The sequence below is a fragment of the Paenibacillus sp. Y5S-9 genome (assembly GCF_036894235.1).
Classification (GTDB): domain Bacteria; phylum Bacillota; class Bacilli; order Paenibacillales; family Paenibacillaceae; genus Paenibacillus.
In genome coordinates this window covers 5,922,317-5,947,856 of sequence record NZ_CP145887.1, presented here as the reverse complement: position 1 = coordinate 5,947,856, position 25,540 = coordinate 5,922,317, and the positions used below count along the sequence as shown (strand labels likewise).

Sequence of the window (25,540 nt, the reverse complement as noted above, 5' to 3'; positions counted from 1 at the left end):
ATACTGGGATGAAGTTCATTAGTGTTGGAGGAAAAAGGATGATCAAGCCATCAAACTATCACAATAAAGAGCACCTGATTGATGAAGTGCTGGAAGCTGTGAAAGATATACAGATTAAATTCCAAGCGGAAGATGACGAAGAGAAGGAATGGTTGCTTAAGCACAGCCCTGATCCGGAAGTTCAAGAGTTAATCGAAGAAATGACGGTTACGATGTTACATGTGTTGGATGCTATCGGAACACTTGAACCTGTAAATGGGATAACCATTTCAAAACAATTTGGCTTTTCCAAAGGCACGGTTTCCAAAATCACCAAGAGGCTGGTACAGAAAAATATCATTTTGCCTGAATACCTGCCGGATAATAAAAAAGAAGTATTGTTTCGCATGACAGAACGGGGTCAAGACATCTATCGTTTACATCAAGCCATGCATCAACAAATTGATCTTGGCGCAAATCGTTTTTTGCAGCGATATACCGAAGATGAATTGCAGTTCTTAGCGCATGCTCTCCGTGATACGGCACAGGCGTCCTGGTTCAATTCGGAAAAAGATGGGCCATCCATCGTTTCTGGTGATGGGGGGGCTTATCCTGAAGATGACTCAGAACTTAATGAGACCACAGGAGAGTTAACCGTTAACGAGGAAATGAATGAAATTATGGGGATGCTTCATACGCTGAATACCCGTGATCTGAAGAAGGCCAAGGCCGTTCTTGAGGATGTTTTCTTTACGAAATATGAGGATTAGCGTAAGTAAGCTGTTGAGCATGCTCATATTCATCTCGGCATACGAAGTTGTTCTGCAAAAAATAAACGCTATAAAACCGGACAGGCTGCAGCCGATCCGGTTTATTTGCATTCAACATATATGCACATCAGGTTATGTGATCCACGCTAATCATAACTTTTACAAGAAAAAATAACCAAAATTTTAATTTTGGGGTAATCCAAACCCCCTATTGTTCCGAATATTATATTAGATGGTCTTTTTTGGATGATGATATTCAAGGACAACAGGGGGCGGGAGTATGGTACATAATCCGGAAACCATTCAGGAATGTATCGAACATGCACGGCAAAGGCTCTACCAGATTGCAGCTCAATATGCGGAACTGTGGCATCCGGAGGTTATTCGCCAATCCATGGTGCTGGATGAGTTAATTAATGAATATAACAACGCAACTCGCGGAAGAACGAATTCGAATCAACTGAAATAATGAACGTATAGAATGCACTTATAAAATGAAGAAGAATCCCATGAAGGGATTCCGTGTGTTTGCCTTACTCTTTTACCGCCCCGAGCACAATTCCCTTTACGAAGAAACGCTGCAAGAACGGATATACGAGCAGAATCGGCAGAGCGCCAATAAAGATCTGAGCCGCGTTAACCGTACGCTGGGACATGTTCTGGAGCTGCGTTGCATCCACGTTCATGTTGGAAAAATCCTGCTGTACGATAATGGTCTGCATTAACGTGGCGAGTGGATATTTGGAAGCATCATTCATATAGATCAGCCCGTCGAACCAGGAATTCCATTGACCTACCATGGTGAACAAGGAGATCGTGGCAATGGCGGGCATGGATACAGGCAGATAGATTTTGAACAGGGTCGTGATATGGTTGGCTCCATCAATGAATGCGGCTTCTTCCAGCTCTTTTGGCACGTTACGGAAAAAGTTCATCATCAGAATCAGGTTCCAGACAGCCACCGCTCCTGGCAAAATCAGAGCCCACATCGTATTAATCAGTCCAAGCTTCTGGATCAAGATATAAGATGGAATTAATCCCCCGCTGAACAGCATTGTGAAGATGAAAAACCACGCGTATAACGAGCGCCCCTTGAAGTGCAGACTCTCCTTGGATAGCGGATAAGCCGTCAGGAAGACAAGTGTCATACTGAGCAGTGTACCCAGAACCGTACGTTGGACTGAAATCCAGAGTGCACTTAGAAAGTTACTGTTACCAAATGTTTTGGTGTAGGCGTCCACCGTAAAATCAATCGGCCAAAGTGTCACCAGATTGGCGGATGCTGCCGCTTTACCACTGAAGGAAACCGCCAGAATATGGACCAGCGGCAGGATGCACAGGATCGAGACGGCCGCGATGAATATCAGGTTGAAGCCATTAAATATACGGTACCCGGTTGTTTTGTGATACACCTTAATTCCTCCTTTGCATTTTGCATAATTCGATTTGAATCGCTCGCGTGTACAAGATATAGACGAACTAAACCATTTCGATCTATATCTTGCTGATTGAAAGTCGCTGTCTGGATGTATGCAAAATGCCCCTTAAAAAATACGGTAATTGGCGATTTTGTATGCCATCCGGTACGCAGAGATGACCAGGAACATCGCGACAAATGATTTGAATAACCCAACGGCGGTCGCAAAGCTCATTTTGCCATTCAGAATTCCCATTCGGTAGACAAAGGTATCGATAATATCACCTTTCTCATATACCAGCGGATTGTACAGGTTGAAGATCTGGTCAAAGCCTGCATTCAGGATATTGCCCAGCGATAACGTACCTACCACGATAATCATCGGCACGAGTGCAGGCAGGGTAATATGTAATGTCTGTCTAAGTCGTGTTGCCCCATCCACCTCGGAAGCCTCATACAATGCGGGATTAATACCCGCAAGTGCTGCCAGAAATACAATCGTCCCGAATCCAAACTCCTTCCACACATCACTGACAACTACCGTTACACGGAACCAGTCTCCATCTCCCAGAAAGAAGATCGGTTCAACGCCAGCCGCCGCTAACACCTGGTTTACCAGCCCACCTTCCGGTGATAACATATCGAGCAGAATGCCGCCCAGGACAACCCAGGACAGGAAATGGGGCAGATATACCAAGGTCTGTGAGAAACGTTTGAACGTAGAGTTCCGAACCTCGTTTAGCAAAATGGCGAACACCACGGGGGCCACAAGTCCGGCTACAATTTTCATCGAAGCGATCAGTACCGTGTTCCAGATGACCTGAACGCTGTCGGGATATTCGAACATGAACCGGAAGTTGTCCCAGCCCACCCATTTGGAGCCAGTGAATCCCAGCCACGGTTTGAAGTCTTGAAAAGCAATAATAATGCCGCCCATGGGCACATAGGCGAACAGCAAAGTGAGCAGTACAGCAGGCAGCAGCATCAGATGCAGCGGCCATGTGCGTTTGAAATTCCAGCGGGTACGTTTGCGTGGATGAGGCGTCATTTTTCGCACCGGCGTATTGGTTGTTAACGGTTGTTCGATAGCCATCAGGGTCCCTCCTTTATCTCGTCCAACCCGGGCAACATGAGGCGAGCAAGCCTCTGCACAGAGTGGAGCAACTGAATTATAGCAATGGAAAAGGGCGGACTATAGAACAACATTTCAATGCGGATGTTGAAATATTAACTTGTTGATGGAAACGACAAAAAGGAGCATCCGACTGTAAAGTCCAATGCCCTGTCTTCAGGTTGTGCTCCGGCCATATGTTATTTGCTTCCGATATGCCCTTCATGCTGAACGCACCTATATCATTTCACAATGGAGCCATCATACTGCGCATCAACGGTACGAACCGCTGACTGTACCTCGGCCACCAGACGTTCCCGTTCTTCATAGAGGGGGGCTTCCTCTTCCTCAAAACCAAACTGAATTGCCCGAACGCTGCCTTGTGTCAACGTTAAGCCCTGAAGCTGCAATTCAAACAGGAAGGAAGCTTCAAAACCCATGCCATCCTGATCCCGGTAACAATACAAGCTGGAGATATCGTCTTCTTCAATGTGCAAAATGCCTTGTTCTGTCAGTTGCATCACAGAGCCCCCTCACGAAATGTTGATTCATTCCCAGTATAAGAGGATTTCCAGTCACAGGAAAGCGGGAGAACAAAAAATCATATAGAATTGTAAGGGCTTTCAATATAAAATAGGACTTCGGTATAGAAAGACTTCAAAATTCAGGGACAGGGTGAAACGATGAAATTCACAGTATTTGCGAAGACGGTCATTCTCTTAATCTGCCTGCTGGTACCCATTCTGCTGCTGTATACATACGCGAACCAGGCAAATGTGGACATGGTCGTTGAAGAGAAACAACAGTCGAGTCTGAACCAGTTCAATTATTTCAGTTCCCAGGTGGATAAAAATATCGAGCAGCTTTCGCTGTATGGCCTGACATTGCTGCGAGATCCCAGTATCCTGCACTATCGTTACATGACGGACTCCACCAGCCAATATGAGAAAAACAGTATCTATCTGGATATCCTCGACAAATTATCATTGTACCAGTCCACCAGCCGCTGGAAGAATGATATTACCATTGTGCTGCCACAAGCGGAACTTGTGTTGTCCACCATGTCCAGCCGGACGGTCTACGATGAGAAGATGTTGACGTTTCCGCAACCGGGCCAATGGCAGCTGGAGCAGGGGAGTTTCACCTACTTTTTCACGGATAACTATGAGTGGAATGAAAAACCGGTGAACACAGGCGTGCGAACGGTGATGGAGATTAATTTTGACCCGATGAACGTGGTTGCCATGTTGGATGATTTCAAAGAAACGCAGGGAGGAGATCCTTTCTTGCTCGTACCAGGTAAAGATCCGTTGCTGAACCGTACGGCGGACCCCGAACTGGTCGAAGCGATTATGCGAGATATCCCCTTTGACGGACCGGAGCGGGAAGGTAATCATCAGCTGGAGGTAGGTGACAAACAGTATCTGGTCAGTTACGTACACTCGAAACAACTGCAAGCGGTATACGTGAACCCGGTGGTATTGGATGATTTACTAACCCCAATGGACAAGAGCCGGAATATGTTCATTACCTCCATTCTGTTACTGCTCGTGCTGAGTATCGGGGCTGCACTACTTTTGTATCGAAAAGTCCAGGTGCCGATCCATCGTTTGATGAGAGGGCTGCAACAGATTCGCAAAGGGCAGTTGTCCACTCGGATTCCAGTTGATCACTCCCGTGATGAATTCGCGTACCTGACCCAGAGCTTTAACCATATGGCAGAGCAGATTCAGGAACTAATTGAGAAGGTATACGAGGAACGTATCCGCTCACGGGAAGCCACACTGAAACATCTGCAATCACAGATCAATCCGCATTTTCTGTACAACTGCCTGTTTTATATCAAAAATATGACCCAGCTTGGCAACCGTGAAGCGGTTATTGCCATGTCGCTAAGTCTGGGAGACTACTATCGCTACATTACGCGGGGCGAGAATGACATGACCACAGTGGAAGAAGAGATTCGGCTGCTGGACCATTATCTGTCCATTCAACAGATGCGGACCAACCGACTGACCTATGAGATCGCCGTACCGCAGCAACTGATGCAGCTCCACATTCCACGGCTTCTCATTCAGCCGATCGTTGAGAATGCGGTGATCCACGGCATCGAGCCGATGGAAGGCAGTGGGCATGTCGTCGTAACGGGAATGGCGGTACCCGAACATATTGAGGGACGAAAATATACAAGATACAGCCTGTTTGTAGACAATGACGGTGTCACACTGACAACGGAAGAGATTGCGGAATTGGAACGGGAGATCAATGAGCCGATGGGTGAGGAGATTGGAACAGGGACGTGGAATGTGCACCAGCGTCTCGTTACGCGATATGGGCTGTCGTCTGGTCTTCATTTTGGAGCGATTCCCTATGGGGGACTTAGTGTAGAAATTCGATGGTTTGAGGAGGAACAAACGCATGATGAATCTGATGGTTGTGGATGATGAACATTCCGCAGTAGAGTCGATCGCTGTCTCCATACCATGGAGAGAACACGGGATTGGTCAGGTGTTCAAAGCCTATTCTGTCAAAGAAGCCTTGGAACATATGGCAACACAACAGGTCCATATTATTATCACGGATATTCGCATGCCGGGTCTGTCCGGTCTGGATCTGGTCAGTCATATCCGGCAAAAGTGGGAGCAGACGAAATGTATTATTTTGTCGGGGCATGCTTCCTTCGATTATGCGAAGCAGGCGCTTAAACATGGGACGGTCAGTTATCTGCTCAAACCGGTCCGGGATGAGGAATTGATCGAATCCGTGCAGCAGGCTGCCGTGCAGATTCGCCTGGAGGGTGAGAAACAAATGCTGCATCAGCGGGCGATGTATTCGGTAAGGGAACATCTGCCCGAGAAGCGGGCAGAGCTGATGAAGGATGTACTGTTAGGACATAAATTTGCGGATGCTGAACTCGAAGGCAAGCTGGAGCAACTGGAGATCGGGTTCCGTCCGCAGGATAAAATGCAACTGCTGCTCATCCGGTATGATGACCATCAACCGACACATAAAGCGTTTCGATTGATGAAGTACGCCATCTCGAATGTAGTGGAGGAGATCTACGGCAGTACCTATCATCTCTGTCATACGGATGATGCTTACGATGACCTAGTCTTCATGGCCAGTCCCAAACAAACTCAGGCTGAACCTGAAATGCTAATGGGTCGGCTTGGAGAGCGTTTGATCCACAGTGTGAGGCAGTACCTGAACGCGACCATTTCCTTGTCCGTTAGTCGTATGGGGCGTTTCCCAGATCAGGTGCCGCAGCTATATCATCAAGCTGTGAGTGCACTTCGCAAGCAGGCCGAGGCGGGCAAAGGATTACATCTGAATGCGGCTGCGGGAACCAATGGGACCACGTTGAAGTCACTTGCAGCACTGTATGAACCGCCGGGTCTAACGGCGTTGCTGGAAGCCGGGCGCATGGAGGATGCACACCGTAAGATTGATCAGATCTTTGCCGAACTGTCGAACAGTGTGTTCCCGGAGCATGTGTATGTGGCTTTTCATTATTTGGCGGCAGCATTCTCCTATATGGCTCATCGGGAAGGAAGACAGTTAGCCGAAGTGCTTGGCGAGCAGTACCAGCAGCTGCTCAAGGATGGTTATGGCATCTCGCTGCGTAGTCTGGAAACGTGGACCAGAAGTGTGATGCAGCAGTGGGAAGAGAGCACGAGCGATGCGGGACAGGATGCCGGATCAACGCTGATTCGGCAGGTGCAGCAATGGATTGACCATCATCTGGGTGAGGATCTATCGTTGCAGGTCATTGCCGGAGAGGTGCATCTGCACCCGGTATATCTGTCGAAAATGTACAAACAATCCACAGGTGAGGGCATTAGTGATTATATTATCCGTTCCAGAATGGAACGTGCGGTTCATTTACTGAAGCATACGGCAATGAAGATCTATGAAGTTGGTCAGGAAGTGGGATACAACAACACGCCTTATTTCATTCAGGTGTTCCGCAAACATTATGGACTGACCCCGCAGGATTTTCGGAACGGTTAACAAATCAATATGAACATTGAAATTGTGATATATGTTTGCCTCCCCGGCTGCACTATCCTTTTCATGTAAGGTGCATAATGCCACATGCAGAGGTGCATTTGGCATATAAGGGTATCCAAGTTACCTGAGGAGGGGTTAGTTCATGTATAGAAAAATGATGACGGCATTACTCGCAATAACGATGGTTGCTGTAACGGCATGCAGTTCGGGGGCCAAGGAAGAACCGGCCAAGGAAGCCGCTGCACCACTTGCTCTGCAAGACGGGAAATATGAACCGGCGGTACAGATGAGTTATTTGCGGGCCTGGAATGATGATACGAAATTCAAGAATGGGGAAACGGCACAGAACAATGTGCATACCAAATGGGCCAAGGAACGACTTGGCATCGATCTGACCACACCATGGGCTGTATCGGTGACCAATGATGCATTTTACACGAAATTGCGCTTGTCCCTGTCCGCTAACGAAGAACTGCCGGATATCGTATCCATTCGGGGAGACTACAATCTGGTACGGGAATTAATTGAGTCCGGCAAGTTTGCGAATGCAGGCGAGCTGTTTGACAAGTATGCTTCGGACACATGGAAACAGGCATCTGAATCGGCGCCGGAGGAATGGTATCCGTACATGTATGAGGGCGAGCGTTATGGCATTCCAATCTTCGATTATGCCTACAACGGCGATTCGGTCATGTTTATCCGGGAAGACTGGCTGAAGAAGCTGGGACTGGAAGAACCAAAAACCATGGATGAGCTGGTTACGGTCATGGATGCTTTTACGAATCAGGACCCCGATGGAAACGGTAAGAAAGATACGTATGGTCTGACCGTGGGCATGAAAAATGCGCTTAATACGTGGATGACGGAATCCGGCTGGATCTTCGGCATGTACAACACGATGCCTGGACAGTGGAATGATGCCGGAGACGGAACACTGCAATATGGCTCCATTCAGCCAGGCGTGAAGGAAGGTCTTGCAACGATGAAAGATTGGTTGTCCAAAGGTTATTTGCCCAAAGAAGCGGGTGTCTATGACGAGATCAAGGCAGCAGAATTGTTCACCGCAGGTAAAGCAGGCATTATTGTGGGGCCACACTGGATGCCAAACTGGCCGATTGATGATGTGAAGAAAAATGTGGACGGTGCCACGTATAAGGCCATTGCCTTACCTACAGGACCATCAGGCGAGAGCCACCAACATGGTTCAGGGGCAAGCAACGGGGTGGTGCTGATTAACAAGGACATGGCGAACCCGGAGATTTTCTTCACGTATCAAAATTATCTGTTCGACAACTTTGCCAACCCGGAAGTGGGCAGCGAGTTCGAACATGGCTTTGCACAAGGATATGACTATGACATCGTGGATGGCAAAGTTGTTGGTGAAGCCGAAGTGAAGGACGGCGTATCACCACTCAAATATACAATTACGTATGATGGTGCTCGAATTCCGAATCTCATGATGGATACGCTGGCGGAACTTGCGAAGGGCAAGGAACCGGAGACTCCTTTTGAGAAAAATACGAAGATTGCCAACAAACCGGAAGTGTTTGTAGCCGCTGAGGTGGTCGTTGCGAATAAAGATAACGCGATCAAGAACAAGTTCACCGGGGCACCAACCGAGACGATGAAAATGAAAAAGGACGCGATCGACAAGCTGGAGAAGGATACGTTCAGCAAGATCATCTATGGTCAGGTGGGCATTGAGGAATTTGATGCGTTTGTGACGAAGTGGAAATCCATGGGCGGGGATGATATTACCGCCGAAGTGAACGAGTGGTATAAGACAGTCAATTAACAATCAAAGCAGGGTAGAACGGATGAATTCATCAGTCTACCCTGCTTTTTTTGTCTCGAATAACATTTATGGAAAAATAGAGTCTTAGGAGTTATAGCTACCAATCTATATCGGACAGATCGGCTATGACTCACAGCGGACAAAAGTAACGTTTTTCCCTAAAACCACATTATCCACCTTCCATCCGGCATTTAACCAGGATAATGCTTGTGTATGATTCATGGAATTATTCACCCACCATTGTTCGCGATTATACGCTGTAGGGGGTAACGTAAATCCGAGAATTTCCTCAAGCTCTGCATATGTAAGGGTGATTGAAACCTGATTCAAATAGTTTTCCAAGGGGAAGTATTTGCTGTAGCTCATTTATTCGAACCTCCTGAAAAGGAATACAATAATTATACAACGTAGGGATGATGATAGCGAGGGCAAGCCGAGAGTGTACATAGATATGAAAAAAAGGAATCCGTATCCGTAGATCTCTTTGACTAGGGCATGTCTTAAATACCACTTATGGGCATCTTTCACCACCTTTTCTCCCCCTGCTGCCTTATTGTTCCGGGTGTGCTGGAGAGAGTAAAATAATAGGTAGTATACGAACATCAATACGTATTTATAACATAGATGCCCCGGATTGATCCGGGATTCATAGAGGTTCAAGTGTGGTTGATGAACATCATAAGATGCATGGGAAGGCAGGAGATTAGATGAGTACACTTTATGATCAGGCGATGGAAGAGATGATAACGACGATTCATGAATGGTTTGATGAACAGGAAAAGCGGGATGACTTGGAAAGTGTTGTGAAGCGAACCACGCTGCAAATGGGTATTGTTAATGATATTGTGCTGGATTACAAACCTGGACGGACCACGGTAGACAGCCTGGATCTGGGTTTGGATGATGATGTGAAATCAAAGCAGGCAGTAGCCTTTACCGAGGAGCAGGTACGGAATGAGATCGGGCCTAAGCTTGTAGAGGTTGTCCAAGCTAGATTGGACAAGCTGGCAGATACTCCGTTGATTGACTACCGCTTCACCTTGCGTGGGAAATTCCCAACAACCGAAGGCAAGCTGCAACTGAATTTATTGGAATGGATAAACGAAGAGAAAAGAAAGCTGCTCCTTGAGCGTATTCATACCTATGTAGACAAGAATCTGGAGAACAGTACATATCCAACAAAGCCATTGGAATCCTTCTTTTTGACGAGTCATCTGCTCGATCCAAAGCTGTTCTCGGAGTTGGATGTAACATGGACCATCAGGCAGTATGACCGGATTCTAGAGTTGAATCAGGGTCGTCCGGAGGCACTTGCGGAACATCGGGGTGAGATTACTCGTGCGGTGACGGCATGGGCGGAGAATCAGTTTTTGCCACAGTATTATGATGTACAGTCTTCGGCTTATCGTACCAATGAATATTCGATTAAGCCCGGAGCAACGCTTCAATCCAACATTGAAACACAGGCAGGCCAACATTTGGACAAGCATGGGAAGGCGCAAACATCTGGGACTCAACCAATAGATCTGCTGTTATATGCGGCGGTCATGATTCTACGTTTTGAGCCGAGTTATAGCAAACCCAAAGGTGTGACTTTCTTGGAACTTGCGAAACAACTCGGTAGCAAACGTGCGGCACGTATGATGACAGAAGGTAGCGGTACGTATGCGAAGGACGATATTCATGTGAAAACGGAAGAAGTAGAATGCAAAGCAAATGATGTATTTGCTCTGATGACCATTCACATTCGTAAGGAGGAGGCGGGTGCCTATCAACAGGCACTTACCTTTATCATTCATTTATTGAAACAGGGATTTCCAAAAGGTTATAAGATCAAGCTGAAATCTGCCGTAAAGCAGTATTTGCCGATCAAGGGACTCGCGAAGTCGGATACCCACCGATTCTTTGCGAATGCACTGGAATACCCGGAGTTGCATCCACTCCTGGAAGAGTATGCGCGTGAGGCTATCCAGGAGTTTGAGTTCTACGAGGATACCGAGGGAGAGAAAAGCTGTATGCCAGGCAGTTATGCAACCTTTGGACTGGGGCTCGTGGATGAGCGGTATTTCCCGCTGGTTGAATATTACATGGGTGAAGTGGATGATGAGCATCAGTTAATTCAGGACAAGTTTATTGCGGCATTTGTAGAACAACAGGGTGTAACGGCTCAATCCCTACCTGCGTTAGTCGCCGGTTTGCGTCGTTCGACCGATAGTCTGAAGCTGAAGATTCAGTCCGTGCTGGAGAATGATGAAATACTCGAACAGTTGGTTAGGCAGATTCAAGAACTTGAGCATTATGAAGCGGAACGTGTACTCTATCCGATCTTTGGCAAGGTGGAGAAGCTCACAGCGCTCGCTCGCAAAGCGGAGGGAAGACGGAAGGAATTATTGCTGGAACTGTTGCAAGCCGCAGGGAAATGAAGATGTACACAAGACAAATAAGCTTGTGATGTGCGAGTCAGTAGAGCATTTTAGAGAAGTGAAAGTGTATAAGGAAAGGTGGGGAGAGTCATGGAGGCATTGAGACGAGACATGTGGCAGGGGTTGAATGCTCAGGACAAAGAGGCTTGGATGCGTAAGCTCGTTCGTCAGTTACCAGACGGTATGGTATATGAGGGTCTCGAGACATTTGAACGATTCGGTCAGCGGATGGAAACAGGTGTATTTAGGGAGGATGGGCTGAGATTTGTGTTTGTGCCTGGAGATCAAGTAACACTCGGCTGGGATCGTTGGCAGCATGGTATGAACGAAGAGACATCAGCCGACCTGCATGAAACGGTCAGTGAGTATGGTGTTGAGGACGTAGATTCGTTTCTGGCGAGTCAAATGTCACCTGTAAGAACGGTCAACATTGCGCCGATGCTCGTGGAATGCGAACTGATCTCGCTTGGCTGGATTGAAGTGTCCGAGGAGGAAGCATTTGCACAGGAAGATCCTGATTTCCCGTCAGCACTGGAGCAGTTTAAGCAATCGGAAATACGTGAATATGAATTGCATCAACAATTCCGTCTGATTCGCCAAAGTGAGGATGAAGTCCGAATCCTGTGGTTCAACGAAGGAATAGAGTTGGAAGACGTTGTGAGGGAGGAAGCTGCAGCGGGTTTTGGTTTGCTGACCGAAGACGAATGGGAGTATATCTATGGCGGCGGTTGTCGCACGTTATTTCCCTGGGGTGACAGCTTCGACTATACGATGAGATTGAAACATTTTGGAAGTCTGGAAGGCGTGGATGAGATTGTGGATGGATCGGCAGAGACGGCCTCTTCACGGGTTGAAGAAAAGGATGATCGTCCTTATGATCTAGAACTGCCGAATTTCTTCGGAGTGCAATTTGCCGGTGATCCCTACAAGTATGAGCTTACACTGGATTCGGCTGGGGATGTGATGCCCAAAGGCGGAGACGGCGGAAGTCTGATTTGCGGTGGTACAGGGCCGCTGGTTGGTTTCTTGCCTGCTGCTGCGGTATATTATCGAGACATTAATGCCAGTGAACTCGACTGGGAGGATCTGATGGATGCGATGGTCTATCGCAGGGTTGTTCGTTTGGCTGATCTAAAGGTTTGATGGATTAATCAAAGCAGCTAGTGAGCGGTAGCATCCCATACGTAGAAAGAGATTTAGTGGATTCTAAAGGGCAGTTGACAGATAAATGAATACATCCGTCTCTGTCCTTTGGAGTGTTCCATTATGACCAGAAGGTGGAAGAAAAAGTAATGAATATTTAGATCAAAAGTTCTATACTTAACGAGTCTCAATCAAATCCATTACACAGAGAAGGAGTTAAGTATGTCCAGAGTATCCAAATGGCTCATCGTTATTTTAGTTTCAATTTTTATACTTAGCATGTCGGAATTCACAGTCTCAGCGTCCACTTCAATAGTTCAAACCGCACAGAACGCAGAGCGATCCATTTCATCCAAAGATCGGGTGCAACACAACATTCGTTTTGCAGTCAGAGGCACGGAGGTGGCCGTGACTACGCTTCGAACAAGTTTTGATACTGGGGAAATCAAAGAAAATGAGTACCATTTTACTGATCCAGCAATCCTTCCTAGGATACATACCGGTCTGACGACAACTTCCCATCAGTATGATCCTATCGTTAGTGACACACCAGCAGGATTAAAAGGATACATAACTTATTATGCCACGGATGATAAGGAGTATTATTACGTTTTGTATGAGTATGACTATAGCTCGAACACTCTTCGCAAAGTCCATGAGGACGAAAACCGTATCTACTTGGAACCTCAAATCGGAATGTATTATACGATTTACGAGAAAAACGTACATAAATCCAACTACTATTCCATGGTCACAGGAAAAAAAATATACACTCGCGGAAATATTTTGCTAGAAAGGGATTTGACAGATACCAAATATGTGGTATCACCGATTCCACAAACCCGTAACTTTGGGGTATATTGCACAGATACTTTAGATTGCCACTATCTTGAATATGGCGGTATAAAGGGGAAAAAGGCTAAAGTAAGCGACTTGTGGATGAAGCCTGACCAGAAGACAGGGTTGTCTACTAAAGCTTTTCAGGTAAGTGCAGATGTTCATTTAAATGTTTCTCAAGGTAACACGAGGGATCGGAAATCAGACTGGACCGTGGTTGTAACCAAGAATGGTAAAAAAACCACACTGATTAAAGAGCGAGTGGGCTATGTGCATTCATTTATCTCTCCCGAAAGAAAAACATTGGTTTTGGTCACGGAGAATGGCTTGGATAGTAAGATGGAGTCGTCCAAGGTACAAGTCTATGATTTGAAGACCCTTAAGCGGATTCGTTCCTATGATTCTCCTTATCGTGCTCGTACCGAAAGTATCCAGTGGATTACTGAGGATGAGTATATTATTGAACAGTATTTTTCCAATCCAGGCTCTTACCCGCCATCCTTATATGTTATTTCAGAAAATAAACATCTTAAATTGAATTATGGTACGTACAGTGACTGGAAAAAATACTGGAATTCTTTTCAGTTCTCTAATGTCTTTTTCCCGATGGAACCTGTAGCTATTAAGTCTGATCAGGGTGTATTGGAGTATAAAGGGCAGCCCACCTTCTATATGGAAGGGCAGCATTATGTTCCTTTAGAAGAATTCACTAAAGCATTTCATATTCAATATAATCTCGGCAAGGATCGGATCACCTTTACTCGTGGACAGCGTTCTTCCAGTGTGAATCAACCTTCAAAACAATTGTTGACGCTATACAATCAGACCTTTATTCCTTTAGGTCAGTGGAGTAAGGACTTGGGGCTCAAAGTGTCGGAAACAAAAGCAACTGGTTACAACAAACAATTAAGCATGAGCGATGAAGAAAAGGGAACTGATCTAGCCATGGAGCCCAAAATTCTCCCTTTTCAGGCAAGTGCACGATGGATGGATCGGGTAGGGGACAGTTACCAATTAGATCCGGTAAATACTAGGCCGATGGAATCAGCTGTGCCAGACCGAATTGATGGTGTAGTGCTGAATTTTGATCGAACATTGACCATTTCTTCCTCTAAAGATTCAATTACAGAGTTGCTGTTCACCAATCCAGACTACACTTCGGTGATCGGGAAAGTATCTTTAACGGACATACCTGAGAGGAAGTGGGGATTTAGCACAGCCAAGATTCCAGAAAACATGTTACAAGATGGTGTGCTTAATATGATTTTTCCCGTGAAAGAAGGAAAATCAACGATGGTGTACTCCTTAAAGCTTCCAGAACCATTTGATAAAAATAAATTCTAAAGATTCAAAAAAAACACACATCAAATCAGCCCCAACTCATAGAGCGGGACCAAAATGATGTGTGTTTATTTTTGTTTATTTCACTTTTTGTACGGATACCGCCATTTGCTCGAGTTGAGTGTGAGTCAATTGGTTATTTGGCGAGCTGAGTGTTACATAACGATCATCCAGCTTGAACGTGAGCATATCCGTTTGGTCTGGTGTGTACCATTTGGCTGATACGCCATTAGGCAGTTTTACCGTTTTGCCATCATAGCTGAACGAGTAGTCTTTAGGGGATACCGTGACATTCATACGATTGAAAACAAAGTTTACACCATCACCGCCTGCACCTACGCTTTTGAACGTATCTCCAGCAACCATATGTTGTGGGGCATAGGCTGTTGTGAACCCGTCTAACTTCGCAAATGCTTTGCGAATGTTATCCAATTGTTGCTTGCTATAGTTCACATCTGCAAATGCAGTGATCCCTTGATCGTTGTTGCCAGTTGCCTTCTGAACAGATACAGCGACTTGTTGCAGCTGAGCTTGACTCAGCTTATGATCCGGCGAGCTAAGGGTAACGTAACGATCATCCAGTTGGAATGTGAGCATGCCCGTTTGATCGGGTGTGTACCATTTGGCGGTAACCCCATTGGATAGTTTCACGTCTTTGCTCGTATAGCCGTCCGAATAATCTCTTGGAGATACATCCACTTTCATATGGCTAAAAATAAAGCTTACGCCGTCGCCACCCGCACCTACACTTTTGAACGTGTCACCTGCGATCATCTGCTGAGGTGCATAAGCGGTCTCAAACCCATCGAATTGTGCAAAAGCCTTTTGAATGGCCTCTTTTTGTGCTGCACTATACGTTACATTTGTCAGAGCTGATGGATTGCTCGTAGCTTGGCCGATAATAACCTGCCCTTTTTTGCCGTCATAGGATACGGGTACATGCAACGCATCGGCCAGCGCACGTACAGGCAGATAAGTGGAGTTGTTATAGGTAATTGGAGCAAGTTTGTTGCCATTGCTATCCGTTGGTGAGTAAGCCGCCCCATCAACATTAAAGCTGATTCCATGATTAAGGTATGCAGAGATTTTCTCCAGCTGCGTTCCGGCGAATACGCCCGTTGCTCCTGTTAAAGTCATGCCCAGTACCATCATCGTTGCTACGGATTTCTTCATGTTTTTTTTCATCATATATCTCTCCTTCAAGTTGGGGTTTAGTTTTGTTTAATGGGCTCGCTGTCCCTTATGGCTTTATATTAAACCCCGAACATATCCAGAATAATTCTGAATTATCTCCAACTTGTAAACATGTGTATCTATTACGGAGAATGTAGAACGAAAACTGAAGCTGCTTGGTGTGTTTGAACGTATTCTTTGTCGAATCGAAACATTTTAGTTAAAAAGATAGAGGATTAGTCCGCCAAAACCAAGTACAATCGCACCAACATATACATAGGAAAGTTTGCTTAGGTTTTGCTTTGTGCGGCGGTCATATTCGGGGTTGCTGGTTTGATTGGCTTTGGAATTTCCGATGATCATGGTAGCAATACCTCCAAATAGGGCGATACCCACAATTAAAACATAAGGCAACCAGGTCATGAATGGACCTCCTTCGCGAATAATATGATATGTCTTTATTGTACTTCAAGTTAACCTTTGATGTAAGATTAATTTGAGAAAATAAGGGAAATGAAGTATCTGTCTTACAGTATGTATGTAGTCTTGGATAGGAAGGATCACTACAATTTTATTATTTTTTAATATTAAAAAACCTTGATACAACAGGCATTCGCAGCTTTCTTCACTGAAGGTTGCGAATTTTTTTTGTCCACAGAGTGATCCAGAATAGAGAACCCTGCGTTACACCCTATGAAGACGACGACGAGGAAAGAAATTATACACAAAACATAATCGAGGAGTGAACACGTAATGAAAATGAAAATGAAGAAGTTTATCGCACCTGTACTTAGCTTGACACTGTTGATGCCGGGGATCGCTGGAGCAGCTTCTGCACCACAGACACCAATGACAATGATGAAAGCATCCGTGAACACACCTGCGGCTGACCTGAGAGCGAACCTGGACCACCTGCTGTCCGAGCACTTTGCACTCGCAGTAACAGCAATGGCCAAAGCATATGACGGAGCAAAAGATGCAGATGCAGCCTACAAAGCACTCGACCAGAATGCACTGGATATGCAACCAGCCATCGCTTCCCTATACGGTGAGGCAGGTGCCAAAGAATTCGAACGCATCTTCCGTGCTCATAACAAATACACAGATGATCTGGTGAAAGCAACCAAAATGGGCAACCAGGCTGGAATCAAACAAGCACAAGCAAACATCAACGGTTTCGTGGATGATTTCTCCACATTCCTGAGCACAGCTACCGAAGGCAAGCTGCCAAAAGCAGCAGCCAAACAGGCGCTGAAAGTACATGAAGATCTCGTGCAAAAAGTATTCGATGAGTATGTAGCTGGAGATTACGCTGATGCATACAAGGCTTACCGTGAAGGTTTCAAAGAAATGTTCGACGTAAGTAAGGCACTCTCCACAGCCATTACTACACAAATGCCTGAGAAATTCGAAAATACCAAAGCGGATACAAAAGCAGCCGATCTGAGATCTGCACTCAACCACTTGGCTTCCGAACACTTTGCGCTTTCGGCTCTGCAAATGCAAGAGGAATTTGATGGACGTACAGCCGCTTCCAACGCACTGATTACAGCTGAATCTGGAAACACAGCTGACTTCAAAGCAGCGATTGCTTCCGTTTACGGTAACGATGGTGCCAATGCTTTCGAGAAAATTTGGGTAACGAACCACGTTAATGCACAAAGCGACTATGTAAAAGCTGTTAAAAACAACGATGCTGCGGCTCGTGCGGCAGTAGAGAAACGTATTGATGGATTTACAACAGAGTTCGCTACATTTCTGGATTCAGCAACAGCTGGCAATCTGCCAAAAGCAGCAGGACAACAAGCGCTGACAACGCATGAAAATCAAGTACAAAATGTATTGAATCAATATGCAGCAGGTAACTATGATGCTTCTTACACAACAAATCGTGAAGGCTTCAAAGTGATGTTTGGTGTAGGTCAAGCCCTTGGTAATGCCATCGTGACTCAATTCAATGACAAATTCCAAGAGCCAGCAACACCTGCACCAGCGCCAGAAATGACAACGGTGTGGATGCAACTGAACAGCAAAATGCTGAAAATTAACGACAAAACAACCAACATGGACACCACACCAGTGCTTTGGAAAAACACAACATACATTCCACTGCGTTTCTTGAGTGAAGGTATTGGTGCAACGGTGAAATGGGACAAAAAGGCACAACAAGTAACGGTAATGGCTGGCGATGATACGCTTGAATTCTGGGTGAACAACAACGTTATGGAAGTGAACGGCGTGAAGAAAAACGTGGGTGCAACGGTATTTGTAAACAAAGATGGACGTACGCAAGTACCTCTGCGCTTCATTGCTGAACTTCTGAACTGGGACGTGAAATGGGCACAAAAAGATGGTTCCATTACGCTGACGAAATCGATGTAATAGTAGAGTGAAACAAGATTAAAACAAAAAGAGCTGCCCCATACGGCAGCTTTTTTGTATTCACCCAAAAGTTCCAAATATTTGGTATAATCATCGAGTAATGACCTACATAACAGCTTGAATAGCCGATGGAGTCCAGAATGAGGTATGATAATTTGGTATAAGCAAAATGAAGAGGGGGACAGAGGAATGAGTACATCATCAAAATCGGAGCGTCCAGCGAGAAATGTGGATACCCGGTTATTTGTTGCTTGGGCCGTTTCCGTTATTGCAACAGGGGGGAGTCTCTATTTCAGTGAGATCAAGGGATATCTTCCATGTGATCTATGCTGGTACCAGCGTATATTCATGTATCCACTAACCATCTTGTTGGGCATTGCCTACTTTAAGGATGACGTGGGCATCACCAAATACGTACTCCCACTTAGTTTCGTCGGTGGCGGCATTTCGTTATATCATGTAACAATCCAGCGTATTTTTTCGGCTACAGGTAATGCCGTGGCGTGCGGTAAGGTTCCATGTTATACCGACTATTTGAACTGGTTTGGTTTCATCACGATTCCATTACTGGCACTGATCGCCTTTATTATCATCATCGTGATGCTGTGGGGTATCGGCAAAACACCAAAATCTTCTTAATAAGAAAGGATAGATGGTGATGAGCGGACAAGCTCGTTGGTTCATGCCCTTCATTATTCTGCTCCTCCTGACGGTGGGATGCTCTTATGAAGAACAGTCACAATCAGGCGAGATGCCAGAGATGATTAAAGTGAAACTTGACGTTCCAGAGAAGGCTTCTCTTCATAAACCAACAAGGTTGCAGGTGAAGCTTACACAGGGAGATGCACCGTTAAGTCAGGCTGATCATGTGCAATTCCAGATCTGGAATGAGCTTGATGATCCGCCTTCTGTATCTCCGGAACAAGGTATGATGACAGCGGACGAACTGGAGAATCAGGGGGCTATTACTGCCACTGAGTCAGAGGAAGGGCTGTATGAAATCCAGCATACCTTTGAAGAACCAGGTACGTATGTGGTACAGGTCCATGTTACGCACGGAGCTATGCATAGCATGCCGAGAGCGAGAATTGTAGCGGAATGAAGCAATGGGCGGGTACCAAGGGTTTGGTTCAGGGTTAGCAATGGGTTTATAATGTTAAAGGTATGAAGAATGTTGTAGGAAAAGAGGGTGTTATGGCAACTATTCATGATGTTGCACTCAGGGCAGGAGTTTCTGTAACTACCGTCTCGCGTGTATTAAACAACCGGGGATATATCAGTCAGAAGACTCGGGACAAAGTGTATCAAACCATGGACGAACTTAATTATCGACCCAATGAAATTGCCCGTTCTCTTCTGCGTAAGCAATCCAATGTGATAGGCTTGATTATTCCTGATGTATCCCATCCGTTTTTTGGAGAACTGGCTAGCTATGTTGAGTATCATGCTTACCAGAATGGATTTAAAATTATGTTATGCAATTCCCACATGGACCCTTCCAAAGAGCGTGAATATGTGGAAATGCTCAAGGGTAATCGCGTGGATGGCATTATTATGGGAAGCCACACACTGGAAGTTGATGAGTACATGAATCTGCATTCCCCAATCGTGACCTTTGATCGTAAGATCGGTGAAGACATCCCGTTTATCTCATCTGATAACTATCAGGGAGGGGTTATGGCTGCTGAATTGTTGCTCTCGAAGAACAGACGGCATTTGGCACATATCTGCGGTAATTTGGAATTGCAAATGCTGTCCAATCGCCGGACGACAGGTTTCGTTGATACCTTGCAGGCTCATGGAGTCAAACCGGTCATGATTCATGAAACCGATCTGAATGTGTTTGATCAGCATCAGTATACGGAATTAGTGGATAAGCTGCTTGCACAACACCCCGAGGTGGACGGGCTCTTTGTAACGAGTGATCTGATGGCGGTGCATGCGCTGAAGCAGATCGTGTTAGGTGGGCGCAAGGTACCCGACGATATCGCTATTATAGGTTATGATGACAGTCGTGCGGCAGCGTATACGGTGCCTGGCATAACAACGATCAGGCAGCCGGTGGAGGCTATGGCTAAGCTGGCAATTGATCTGATTCGGCGCCAACTTGCGGAAGAGAAGATCGAAATGGAGCATATTTTGCCGGTTACCATCGTGGAGAGAGAGACGACCTGATAAAGGTCGTTTTTTTCTATTCGTCCTTTTGCAACAGAAAAATCAAGGCACGTTATTTTTTTTAAAATAGTATGTCAAACGATTGACATGTTAAACCTTTGACATTATAATTCGTCTTGTAAGCGTTTCCTTTTATACTATTGATCAGGGGGCATGACAAGATGAAAAGAGAACGGAAATGGATGAAATTATCGGTATTGTCATTGATTATAATGCTTGTATTGTCAGCATGTGGAGGTGAAGCAACGACGGAGTCCAACTCCTCCTCAGAGGGTAGCAGCAGTGAGAGTGTCAAAATCACCATGCTCAATTCCAAATCGGAAATTAACAGTCAGCTGGAGCAAGCGGCTAAAGACTTCCATGCCGAAAATCCAAATATCACACTCGAAATTGTACCTGTAGGCAGTGGACAGTCTCCGTTTGAAAAAGCGTCTGCTTTGTATGCCTCCGGCAGCCCTACAACGATGATGATGCTGGATACAGGGGATGTAGAGAAATTCAAGGATCGTGTTCTGGATCTCACATCCGAGTCTTGGATGAAGGATGCCGTGGAGAACAGCACAGCGGCTACAACGTTTGATGGCAAAAACTATGCCTTCCCGTTCTCTATTGAAGGATATGGATTCATTTATAACCAGAATGTTTTGGATCAGGCAGTAGGTGGGACATTCGATCCGAAGTCTGTACAGACCACTGCACAGCTCGATGAGCTGTTCCAAAAGATCGCTGCTACTGGAAAATCACCTTTGATTGTATCTCCGATGGATTGGTCGCTTGGTGCGCACTATCTGGGGCTTGCATATGGTGGCCAGTCGGCGGACCGTGCGAAGGTGGATCAATTCATTACGGATCTGAAGGCAGGTCAAGTGGACCTTGCTTCCAACGCCGTGTTTAATGGCTTGTTAGATACATTTGACCTGATGAAAACCTACAATATCGACAAGGCTTCTCCACTGTCCGGAACCTATGAGCGTGGACCTGAGGTCCTTGGCAAGGGTGAGGTAGGCATCTGGTTCCAGGGCAACTGGGCATGGCCACAAATTTCAAGCTTTGATACAGCAGATGGAAAATATGGCTTCCTCCCGGTACCTGTGAGCAATAATCCGGATGATTTCGGTAATACACAAATCTCTGCTGCCGTATCCAAACGAATATTGCTGGATAAGGAGAAGAGCACACCAGCGCAGCAGGAAGCAGCGAAGAAATTTTTGGAATGGATCGTTTATAACGAAAAAGGTCAGGATTTCCTGGTGAATCAAGCCAGTATTATTCCGGCATTCAGCAACATTACACTAGAGCCAACAGATCCACTTGGCAAATCCATTAGTGAATACATCAAGGCAGGCAAAATCGAGGAATCAATGAGCACACTTCCCGCGGATCACTGGTCCAAACTGGGTGCATCCATGCAGAAATATTTGGCTGACGTCATTGACCGTGCCGGACTTGCCAGTGAAATTCAGGCATACTGGAGCAACGTGAAATAAAGGAATTAATCATAGCCCTGTGCAGCACATAGAGAGAGACTTGCGGTAGCCGGAGATGATGAATGTACAGCTTCCACATGAGGTCCGTTCAACTTGTTTCCGGTATAACCGCCAGGCTAATCATTTGGATAGAGTGGAGGATGACAATGCTGACCGAAAAAGGATTATGGACACGTCTGCGCACTCGCCTGATCTTTACTGGCCCGACATTATTTGCGTTTGCTACGGTGATGATTATTCCATTTTTGTATGGTATTTATTTGACGTTTACGAACTGGGATGGTATTGCAGTCGATCAAAACTTTGTTGGCTGGGATAATTACATCGGTGTGTTCAAGGACACGGTGTTCTGGAAATCATTCGGGATGACGCTGGAGTACGTATTTATTACCGTTGTGCTGACCAATGCGGTTGCTTTCCTGCTCGCTTACGCTGTAACTCGGGGAATGAAGGCACAGGGCTGGTTTCGGGCCGGATTTTTCCTGCCGAATCTGGTGGGCGGAATCGTGCTTGGTTTCATCTGGCAGTTTATTTTTAATCAGGTACTCGTTTTTGCAGGACAAAAAATGAACCTTACTCTGTTTTCCACCTCCTGGCTGGCTGACCCTGATAAAGCGTTCTGGGCACTCATTGTGGTGACCGTTTGGCAGTATGCCGGCTATATGATGGTTATCTACATTGCAGGACTGATGAATGTGCCGAAGGATGTTATGGAAGCAGCCAGCATTGATGGGGCAAGTAATCGCAAAATGTTGGCGCGCATTGTATTGCCACTGATGGTTCCTTCGTTTATTGTTTGCATCTTTTTGTCACTGCAACGGGGATTCATGGTGTATGATCTGAACGTCTCCCTGACCAGTGGCGGGCCCTTCAAGAGCACAGAGATGGTATCCATGCATGTTTATGAGCAGGCCTTTCTTGCTCGTGACTACGGATTGGGTCAGGCAGAAGCCTTTGTTCTGTTTATCCTTGTAGCCGCCATTACATTGCTCCAGGTCTATTTCAGCAAAAAACTGGAGGTCGAGGCATGATGGCTGGACAATCGCGCATTCTCAACTGGATGAAGTTTATTGCATTAATCATTGTGATGATTTTGTTTGTATTTCCTTTTGTGCTTCTAATCGTCAATTCGTTCAAGGCTAACCAGGCAATTACCTCCGATCCGCTGGGCTTGCCAAGCTCCTTTCAATTCGATAATTACGTCAATGCGTTTGACAAAATGGGATATGTATCCGCCTTCAGCAATTCGTTGCTCATTACCATTGCAGGTGTATTACTGATTGCTCTTTTTGCGGCGATGACAGCACATTACTTTGTTCGTCACAAAAGCAAGCTGAATCAGTATCTCTTTTTCCTGATGGTAGCTGCGATGATTATTCCGTTCCAGGCCATTATGATTCCGCTGGTTAAAATATACGGCTCGCTCAGCCTGCTGGATAACAAGTGGTCGCTGATCTACATGTATATTGGCTTTGGCAGTCCGCTTGCCGTATTTATCTACCATGGCTTTATCAAAAGTATTCCCCTGGAGCTTGAAGAAGCGGCTCTAATGGATGGCTGTGGAAGAGTGCAGACCTTTTTTCGCATCGTACTGCCGGTGTTACTGCCAACAACCGTAACCATTAGCGTGCTGAATGTATTGTGGATATGGAATGATTTTCTGCTGCCTTCCCTGGTGCTGACTTCATCCGAGCAGCGTACGCTGCCGCTGTCCACGTTTTATTTTTATGGAACATATACCGTGGATTACGGCCCATTGATGGCTGGTCTGGTGTTGACCCTGCTGCCTGTACTGATCGTTTATCTGTTTGCGCAGAAGTACATTATTCAGGGGGTTATGCAAGGGGCTATCAAATAAGTTCAGCTGGGTGATATAGAGAGAGACAGGAGTGAAGCATATGAACCAGGAACGATACGAGCAGCAGGAAATAGACACAAGGCAAGAGACAGACCTTGGACTGACGAGTTCTTCGGCTCAAACGAAGGAGAGTTATACACTCGCCCGGGCCAATGCATATATCAAGGAGCATCGACATCAAGTTGATCCAACCTATCGAATGGCCTATCATTTGATGCCGGAGGTAGGCTGGATGAATGACCCCAACGGCTTCATATACTTCGGTGGGATGTATCATATGTTTTATCAGCATTATCCATACGAACCGGTATGGGGGCCGATGCACTGGGGCCATGCGGTGAGCCGTGATTTGGTTACGTGGTCTTACCTGCCTGTTGCACTGGCGCCCGATCAGAGCTACGACAGTGGAGGTTGTTTCTCCGGAAGTGCAATCGTGCAGGATGGCAAATTGGTGCTGATGTACACGGGACATGTCGTGACTGGACCCGACAAGGATAACGATTACTTGCAGACACAGAATATCGCTGTCTCGGACAATGGAATTGATTTTGTCAAAAGCGCGATGAATCCGGTTATTCGGCTGGATCAAATCCCAGCGCATACCAGTCCCAAGGACTTCCGTGATCCAAAAGTGTTTGAACGAAACGGTGTGTACTATTGCGTCCTTGGCTCAAATGATGCTGCGGGCAAAGGTGTCATTCTGTTATACCGTTCAACGGACTTGCTGGATTGGAGTTATGTTAACATCATGGCCCAGAGTGACGGGACGCTTGGTGACAATTGGGAATGTCCAGATCTGTTCACACTGGATGGCCGAGATGTGCTGATCATGTCTCCACAGCGCATGCCTGCTCAGGGAGATAACTATCGCAACTTGCATTCGACCGTTTATATGATGGGAACGTTGGATGAAGACCAAGGTGTGCTGAAGTACGAGCAGTACGTTCCGCTGGATTGTGGCTTCGACTTTTACGCGCCCCAGACGATGGAGGATGCACAGGGACGACGAATCATGGTGGCCTGGATGGATACGTGGGAAACGGAAATCCCGACACAACAGTCTCATGCCTGGGCTGGAGCGATGACGTTGCCGAGACAACTAATTCGCAGGGGAGAACAATTGATATTCCAGCCGCTTCCCGAACTTATACAGTACAGGTCGGAAGGCACCGAGCAGTATGGTATACATTTAAGTGGTGACGGACATGATCTTGATCTTGGAATCAGTGGAGACTGTTACGAACTGTATGCTGTATTTGAAGCGGAACAGGCACGACACTTCGGGTTGAAGCTGCGCACGGGTGAGGATGAAGAAACCGTGATTTCCTATGATGTAGAGCAGCGTCGTTTATGTTTAAATCGCGAGCACGCCGGACAAGGGCAGGGCGGAGAACGAGCTGCGACAGTGGAACTGCTTGACGGGAAACTGGAACTTCATATTTTTATGGATGTCAGCTCCGTTGAGGTGTTCATTCAGCAGGGAGAGCAGGTAATGACAGGGCGAATATATCCTGGGCCGAACTCAACAGGTATTAAGGCTTTCTCGTCCGGAACGTGTACGTTGACCGAACTTTGCAAATGGGATATACGAATTCCTCGATAAAATGTTTTCTATAATACAGCCTTGACCTTGAAGTA

At 46.1% G+C, this 25,540-nt stretch carries 22 protein-coding genes; 16 read left to right on the top strand and 6 right to left on the bottom strand.

Features of this window, described 5'->3' with window-relative positions; genetic code table 11:
- Positions 1 to 38 precede the first annotated feature (38 nt).
- A complete protein-coding gene (locus tag V6669_RS26285) occupies positions 39 to 749 on the top strand; it encodes a MarR family transcriptional regulator (RefSeq protein WP_338588598.1) in 711 nt (236 codons plus the stop codon).
- A 280-nt stretch (positions 750 to 1,029) separates the two neighbouring features.
- Complete coding sequence (locus V6669_RS26280) at positions 1,030 to 1,218, top strand: aspartyl-phosphate phosphatase Spo0E family protein (protein WP_074096520.1); 189 nt, start codon at positions 1,030 to 1,032, stop codon at positions 1,216 to 1,218.
- Between the two features lie 64 nt (positions 1,219 to 1,282).
- Here V6669_RS26280 and V6669_RS26275 read toward each other — a convergent pair whose 3' ends face one another.
- The 3 genes from V6669_RS26275 to V6669_RS26265 form a co-directional block, all read right to left on the bottom strand.
- On the bottom strand, positions 1,283 to 2,161 hold the full coding sequence (locus tag V6669_RS26275) for a carbohydrate ABC transporter permease (protein WP_017692164.1): 879 nt from the start codon (positions 2,159 to 2,161) through the stop codon (positions 1,283 to 1,285).
- A gap of 132 nt (positions 2,162 to 2,293) precedes the next feature.
- Positions 2,294 to 3,214, bottom strand: a complete 921-nt coding sequence (locus tag V6669_RS26270; RefSeq protein ID WP_036668173.1) for an ABC transporter permease subunit — start codon at positions 3,212 to 3,214, stop codon at positions 2,294 to 2,296.
- 305 nt (positions 3,215 to 3,519) lie between these two features.
- Positions 3,520 to 3,798: a hypothetical protein gene (locus V6669_RS26265; protein ID WP_074096519.1), complete on the bottom strand. Its 279-nt coding sequence runs from the start codon at positions 3,796 to 3,798 to the stop codon at positions 3,520 to 3,522.
- 162 nt (positions 3,799 to 3,960) lie between these two features.
- On the opposite strand from V6669_RS26265, the gene V6669_RS26260 reads away from it, so the two are divergent.
- From V6669_RS26260 to V6669_RS26250, 3 genes are all read left to right on the top strand, one after another.
- Positions 3,961 to 5,721, top strand: coding sequence for a histidine kinase (locus tag V6669_RS26260; protein WP_338588597.1), 1,761 nt, complete (start codon positions 3,961 to 3,963; stop codon positions 5,719 to 5,721).
- A complete protein-coding gene (locus V6669_RS26255) occupies positions 5,696 to 7,288 on the top strand; it encodes a response regulator (protein WP_338588596.1) in 1,593 nt (530 codons plus the stop codon). Before V6669_RS26260 ends, V6669_RS26255 begins: the two co-directional genes overlap by 26 nt.
- Positions 7,289 to 7,430: 142 nt before the next feature.
- A complete protein-coding gene (locus tag V6669_RS26250; RefSeq protein WP_338588595.1) occupies positions 7,431 to 9,083 on the top strand; it encodes an extracellular solute-binding protein in 1,653 nt (550 codons plus the stop codon).
- A gap of 123 nt (positions 9,084 to 9,206) precedes the next feature.
- Here V6669_RS26250 and V6669_RS26245 read toward each other — a convergent pair whose 3' ends face one another.
- Entirely contained in the window at positions 9,207 to 9,449 is a 243-nt protein-coding gene (locus V6669_RS26245) for a hypothetical protein (protein ID WP_017692170.1), read from the bottom strand.
- Between the two features lie 341 nt (positions 9,450 to 9,790).
- Between V6669_RS26245 and V6669_RS26240 the strand changes: the two genes are divergently transcribed.
- The 3 genes from V6669_RS26240 (at position 9,791) to V6669_RS26230 (ending at position 14,830) form a co-directional block, all read left to right on the top strand.
- The gene (locus V6669_RS26240) at positions 9,791 to 11,506 is read left to right on the top strand and encodes a DUF6138 family protein (RefSeq protein WP_338588594.1); all 1,716 of its coding nucleotides are present in this window, start codon (positions 9,791 to 9,793) and stop codon (positions 11,504 to 11,506) included.
- A gap of 90 nt (positions 11,507 to 11,596) precedes the next feature.
- Positions 11,597 to 12,649, top strand: a complete 1,053-nt coding sequence (locus V6669_RS26235) for a hypothetical protein (protein ID WP_338588593.1) — start codon at positions 11,597 to 11,599, stop codon at positions 12,647 to 12,649.
- Positions 12,650 to 12,871: 222 nt separating this feature from the next.
- Positions 12,872 to 14,830, top strand: coding sequence for a hypothetical protein (locus V6669_RS26230; protein WP_338588592.1), 1,959 nt, complete (start codon positions 12,872 to 12,874; stop codon positions 14,828 to 14,830).
- A 75-nt stretch (positions 14,831 to 14,905) separates the two neighbouring features.
- Here the strand turns inward: V6669_RS26230 and V6669_RS26225 are convergent, their stop codons facing one another.
- The gene (locus V6669_RS26225; protein ID WP_338588591.1) at positions 14,906 to 16,015 is read right to left on the bottom strand and encodes a hypothetical protein; all 1,110 of its coding nucleotides are present in this window, start codon (positions 16,013 to 16,015) and stop codon (positions 14,906 to 14,908) included.
- A 201-nt stretch (positions 16,016 to 16,216) separates the two neighbouring features.
- Positions 16,217 to 16,423: a hypothetical protein gene (locus tag V6669_RS26220; protein ID WP_017692174.1), complete on the bottom strand. Its 207-nt coding sequence runs from the start codon at positions 16,421 to 16,423 to the stop codon at positions 16,217 to 16,219.
- 330 nt (positions 16,424 to 16,753) lie between these two features.
- Between V6669_RS26220 and V6669_RS26215 the strand changes: the two genes are divergently transcribed.
- The 8 genes from V6669_RS26215 to V6669_RS26180 all read left to right on the top strand — a co-directional run bounded on the left by V6669_RS26215 (position 16,754) and on the right by V6669_RS26180 (position 25,505).
- The gene (locus V6669_RS26215; RefSeq protein WP_338588590.1) at positions 16,754 to 18,382 is read left to right on the top strand and encodes a copper amine oxidase N-terminal domain-containing protein; all 1,629 of its coding nucleotides are present in this window, start codon (positions 16,754 to 16,756) and stop codon (positions 18,380 to 18,382) included.
- Between the two features lie 189 nt (positions 18,383 to 18,571).
- A complete protein-coding gene (locus tag V6669_RS26210) occupies positions 18,572 to 19,021 on the top strand; it encodes a disulfide oxidoreductase (RefSeq protein ID WP_124118173.1) in 450 nt (149 codons plus the stop codon).
- A 19-nt stretch (positions 19,022 to 19,040) separates the two neighbouring features.
- Positions 19,041 to 19,484, top strand: a complete 444-nt coding sequence (locus tag V6669_RS26205) for a FixH family protein (RefSeq protein ID WP_338588589.1) — start codon at positions 19,041 to 19,043, stop codon at positions 19,482 to 19,484.
- 92 nt (positions 19,485 to 19,576) lie between these two features.
- A complete protein-coding gene (locus V6669_RS26200) occupies positions 19,577 to 20,557 on the top strand; it encodes a LacI family DNA-binding transcriptional regulator (protein ID WP_100529867.1) in 981 nt (326 codons plus the stop codon).
- A gap of 161 nt (positions 20,558 to 20,718) precedes the next feature.
- Positions 20,719 to 22,044, top strand: coding sequence for an ABC transporter substrate-binding protein (locus V6669_RS26195; RefSeq protein WP_338588588.1), 1,326 nt, complete (start codon positions 20,719 to 20,721; stop codon positions 22,042 to 22,044).
- Between the two features lie 146 nt (positions 22,045 to 22,190).
- Positions 22,191 to 23,075: a sugar ABC transporter permease gene (locus V6669_RS26190; protein WP_338588587.1), complete on the top strand. Its 885-nt coding sequence runs from the start codon at positions 22,191 to 22,193 to the stop codon at positions 23,073 to 23,075.
- A complete protein-coding gene (locus V6669_RS26185; protein ID WP_026081462.1) occupies positions 23,075 to 23,902 on the top strand; it encodes a carbohydrate ABC transporter permease in 828 nt (275 codons plus the stop codon). Before V6669_RS26190 ends, V6669_RS26185 begins: the two co-directional genes overlap by 1 nt.
- A 40-nt stretch (positions 23,903 to 23,942) precedes the next feature.
- Positions 23,943 to 25,505, top strand: a complete 1,563-nt coding sequence (locus tag V6669_RS26180; protein WP_338588586.1) for a glycoside hydrolase family 32 protein — start codon at positions 23,943 to 23,945, stop codon at positions 25,503 to 25,505.
- Positions 25,506 to 25,540: the final 35 nt, after the last annotated feature.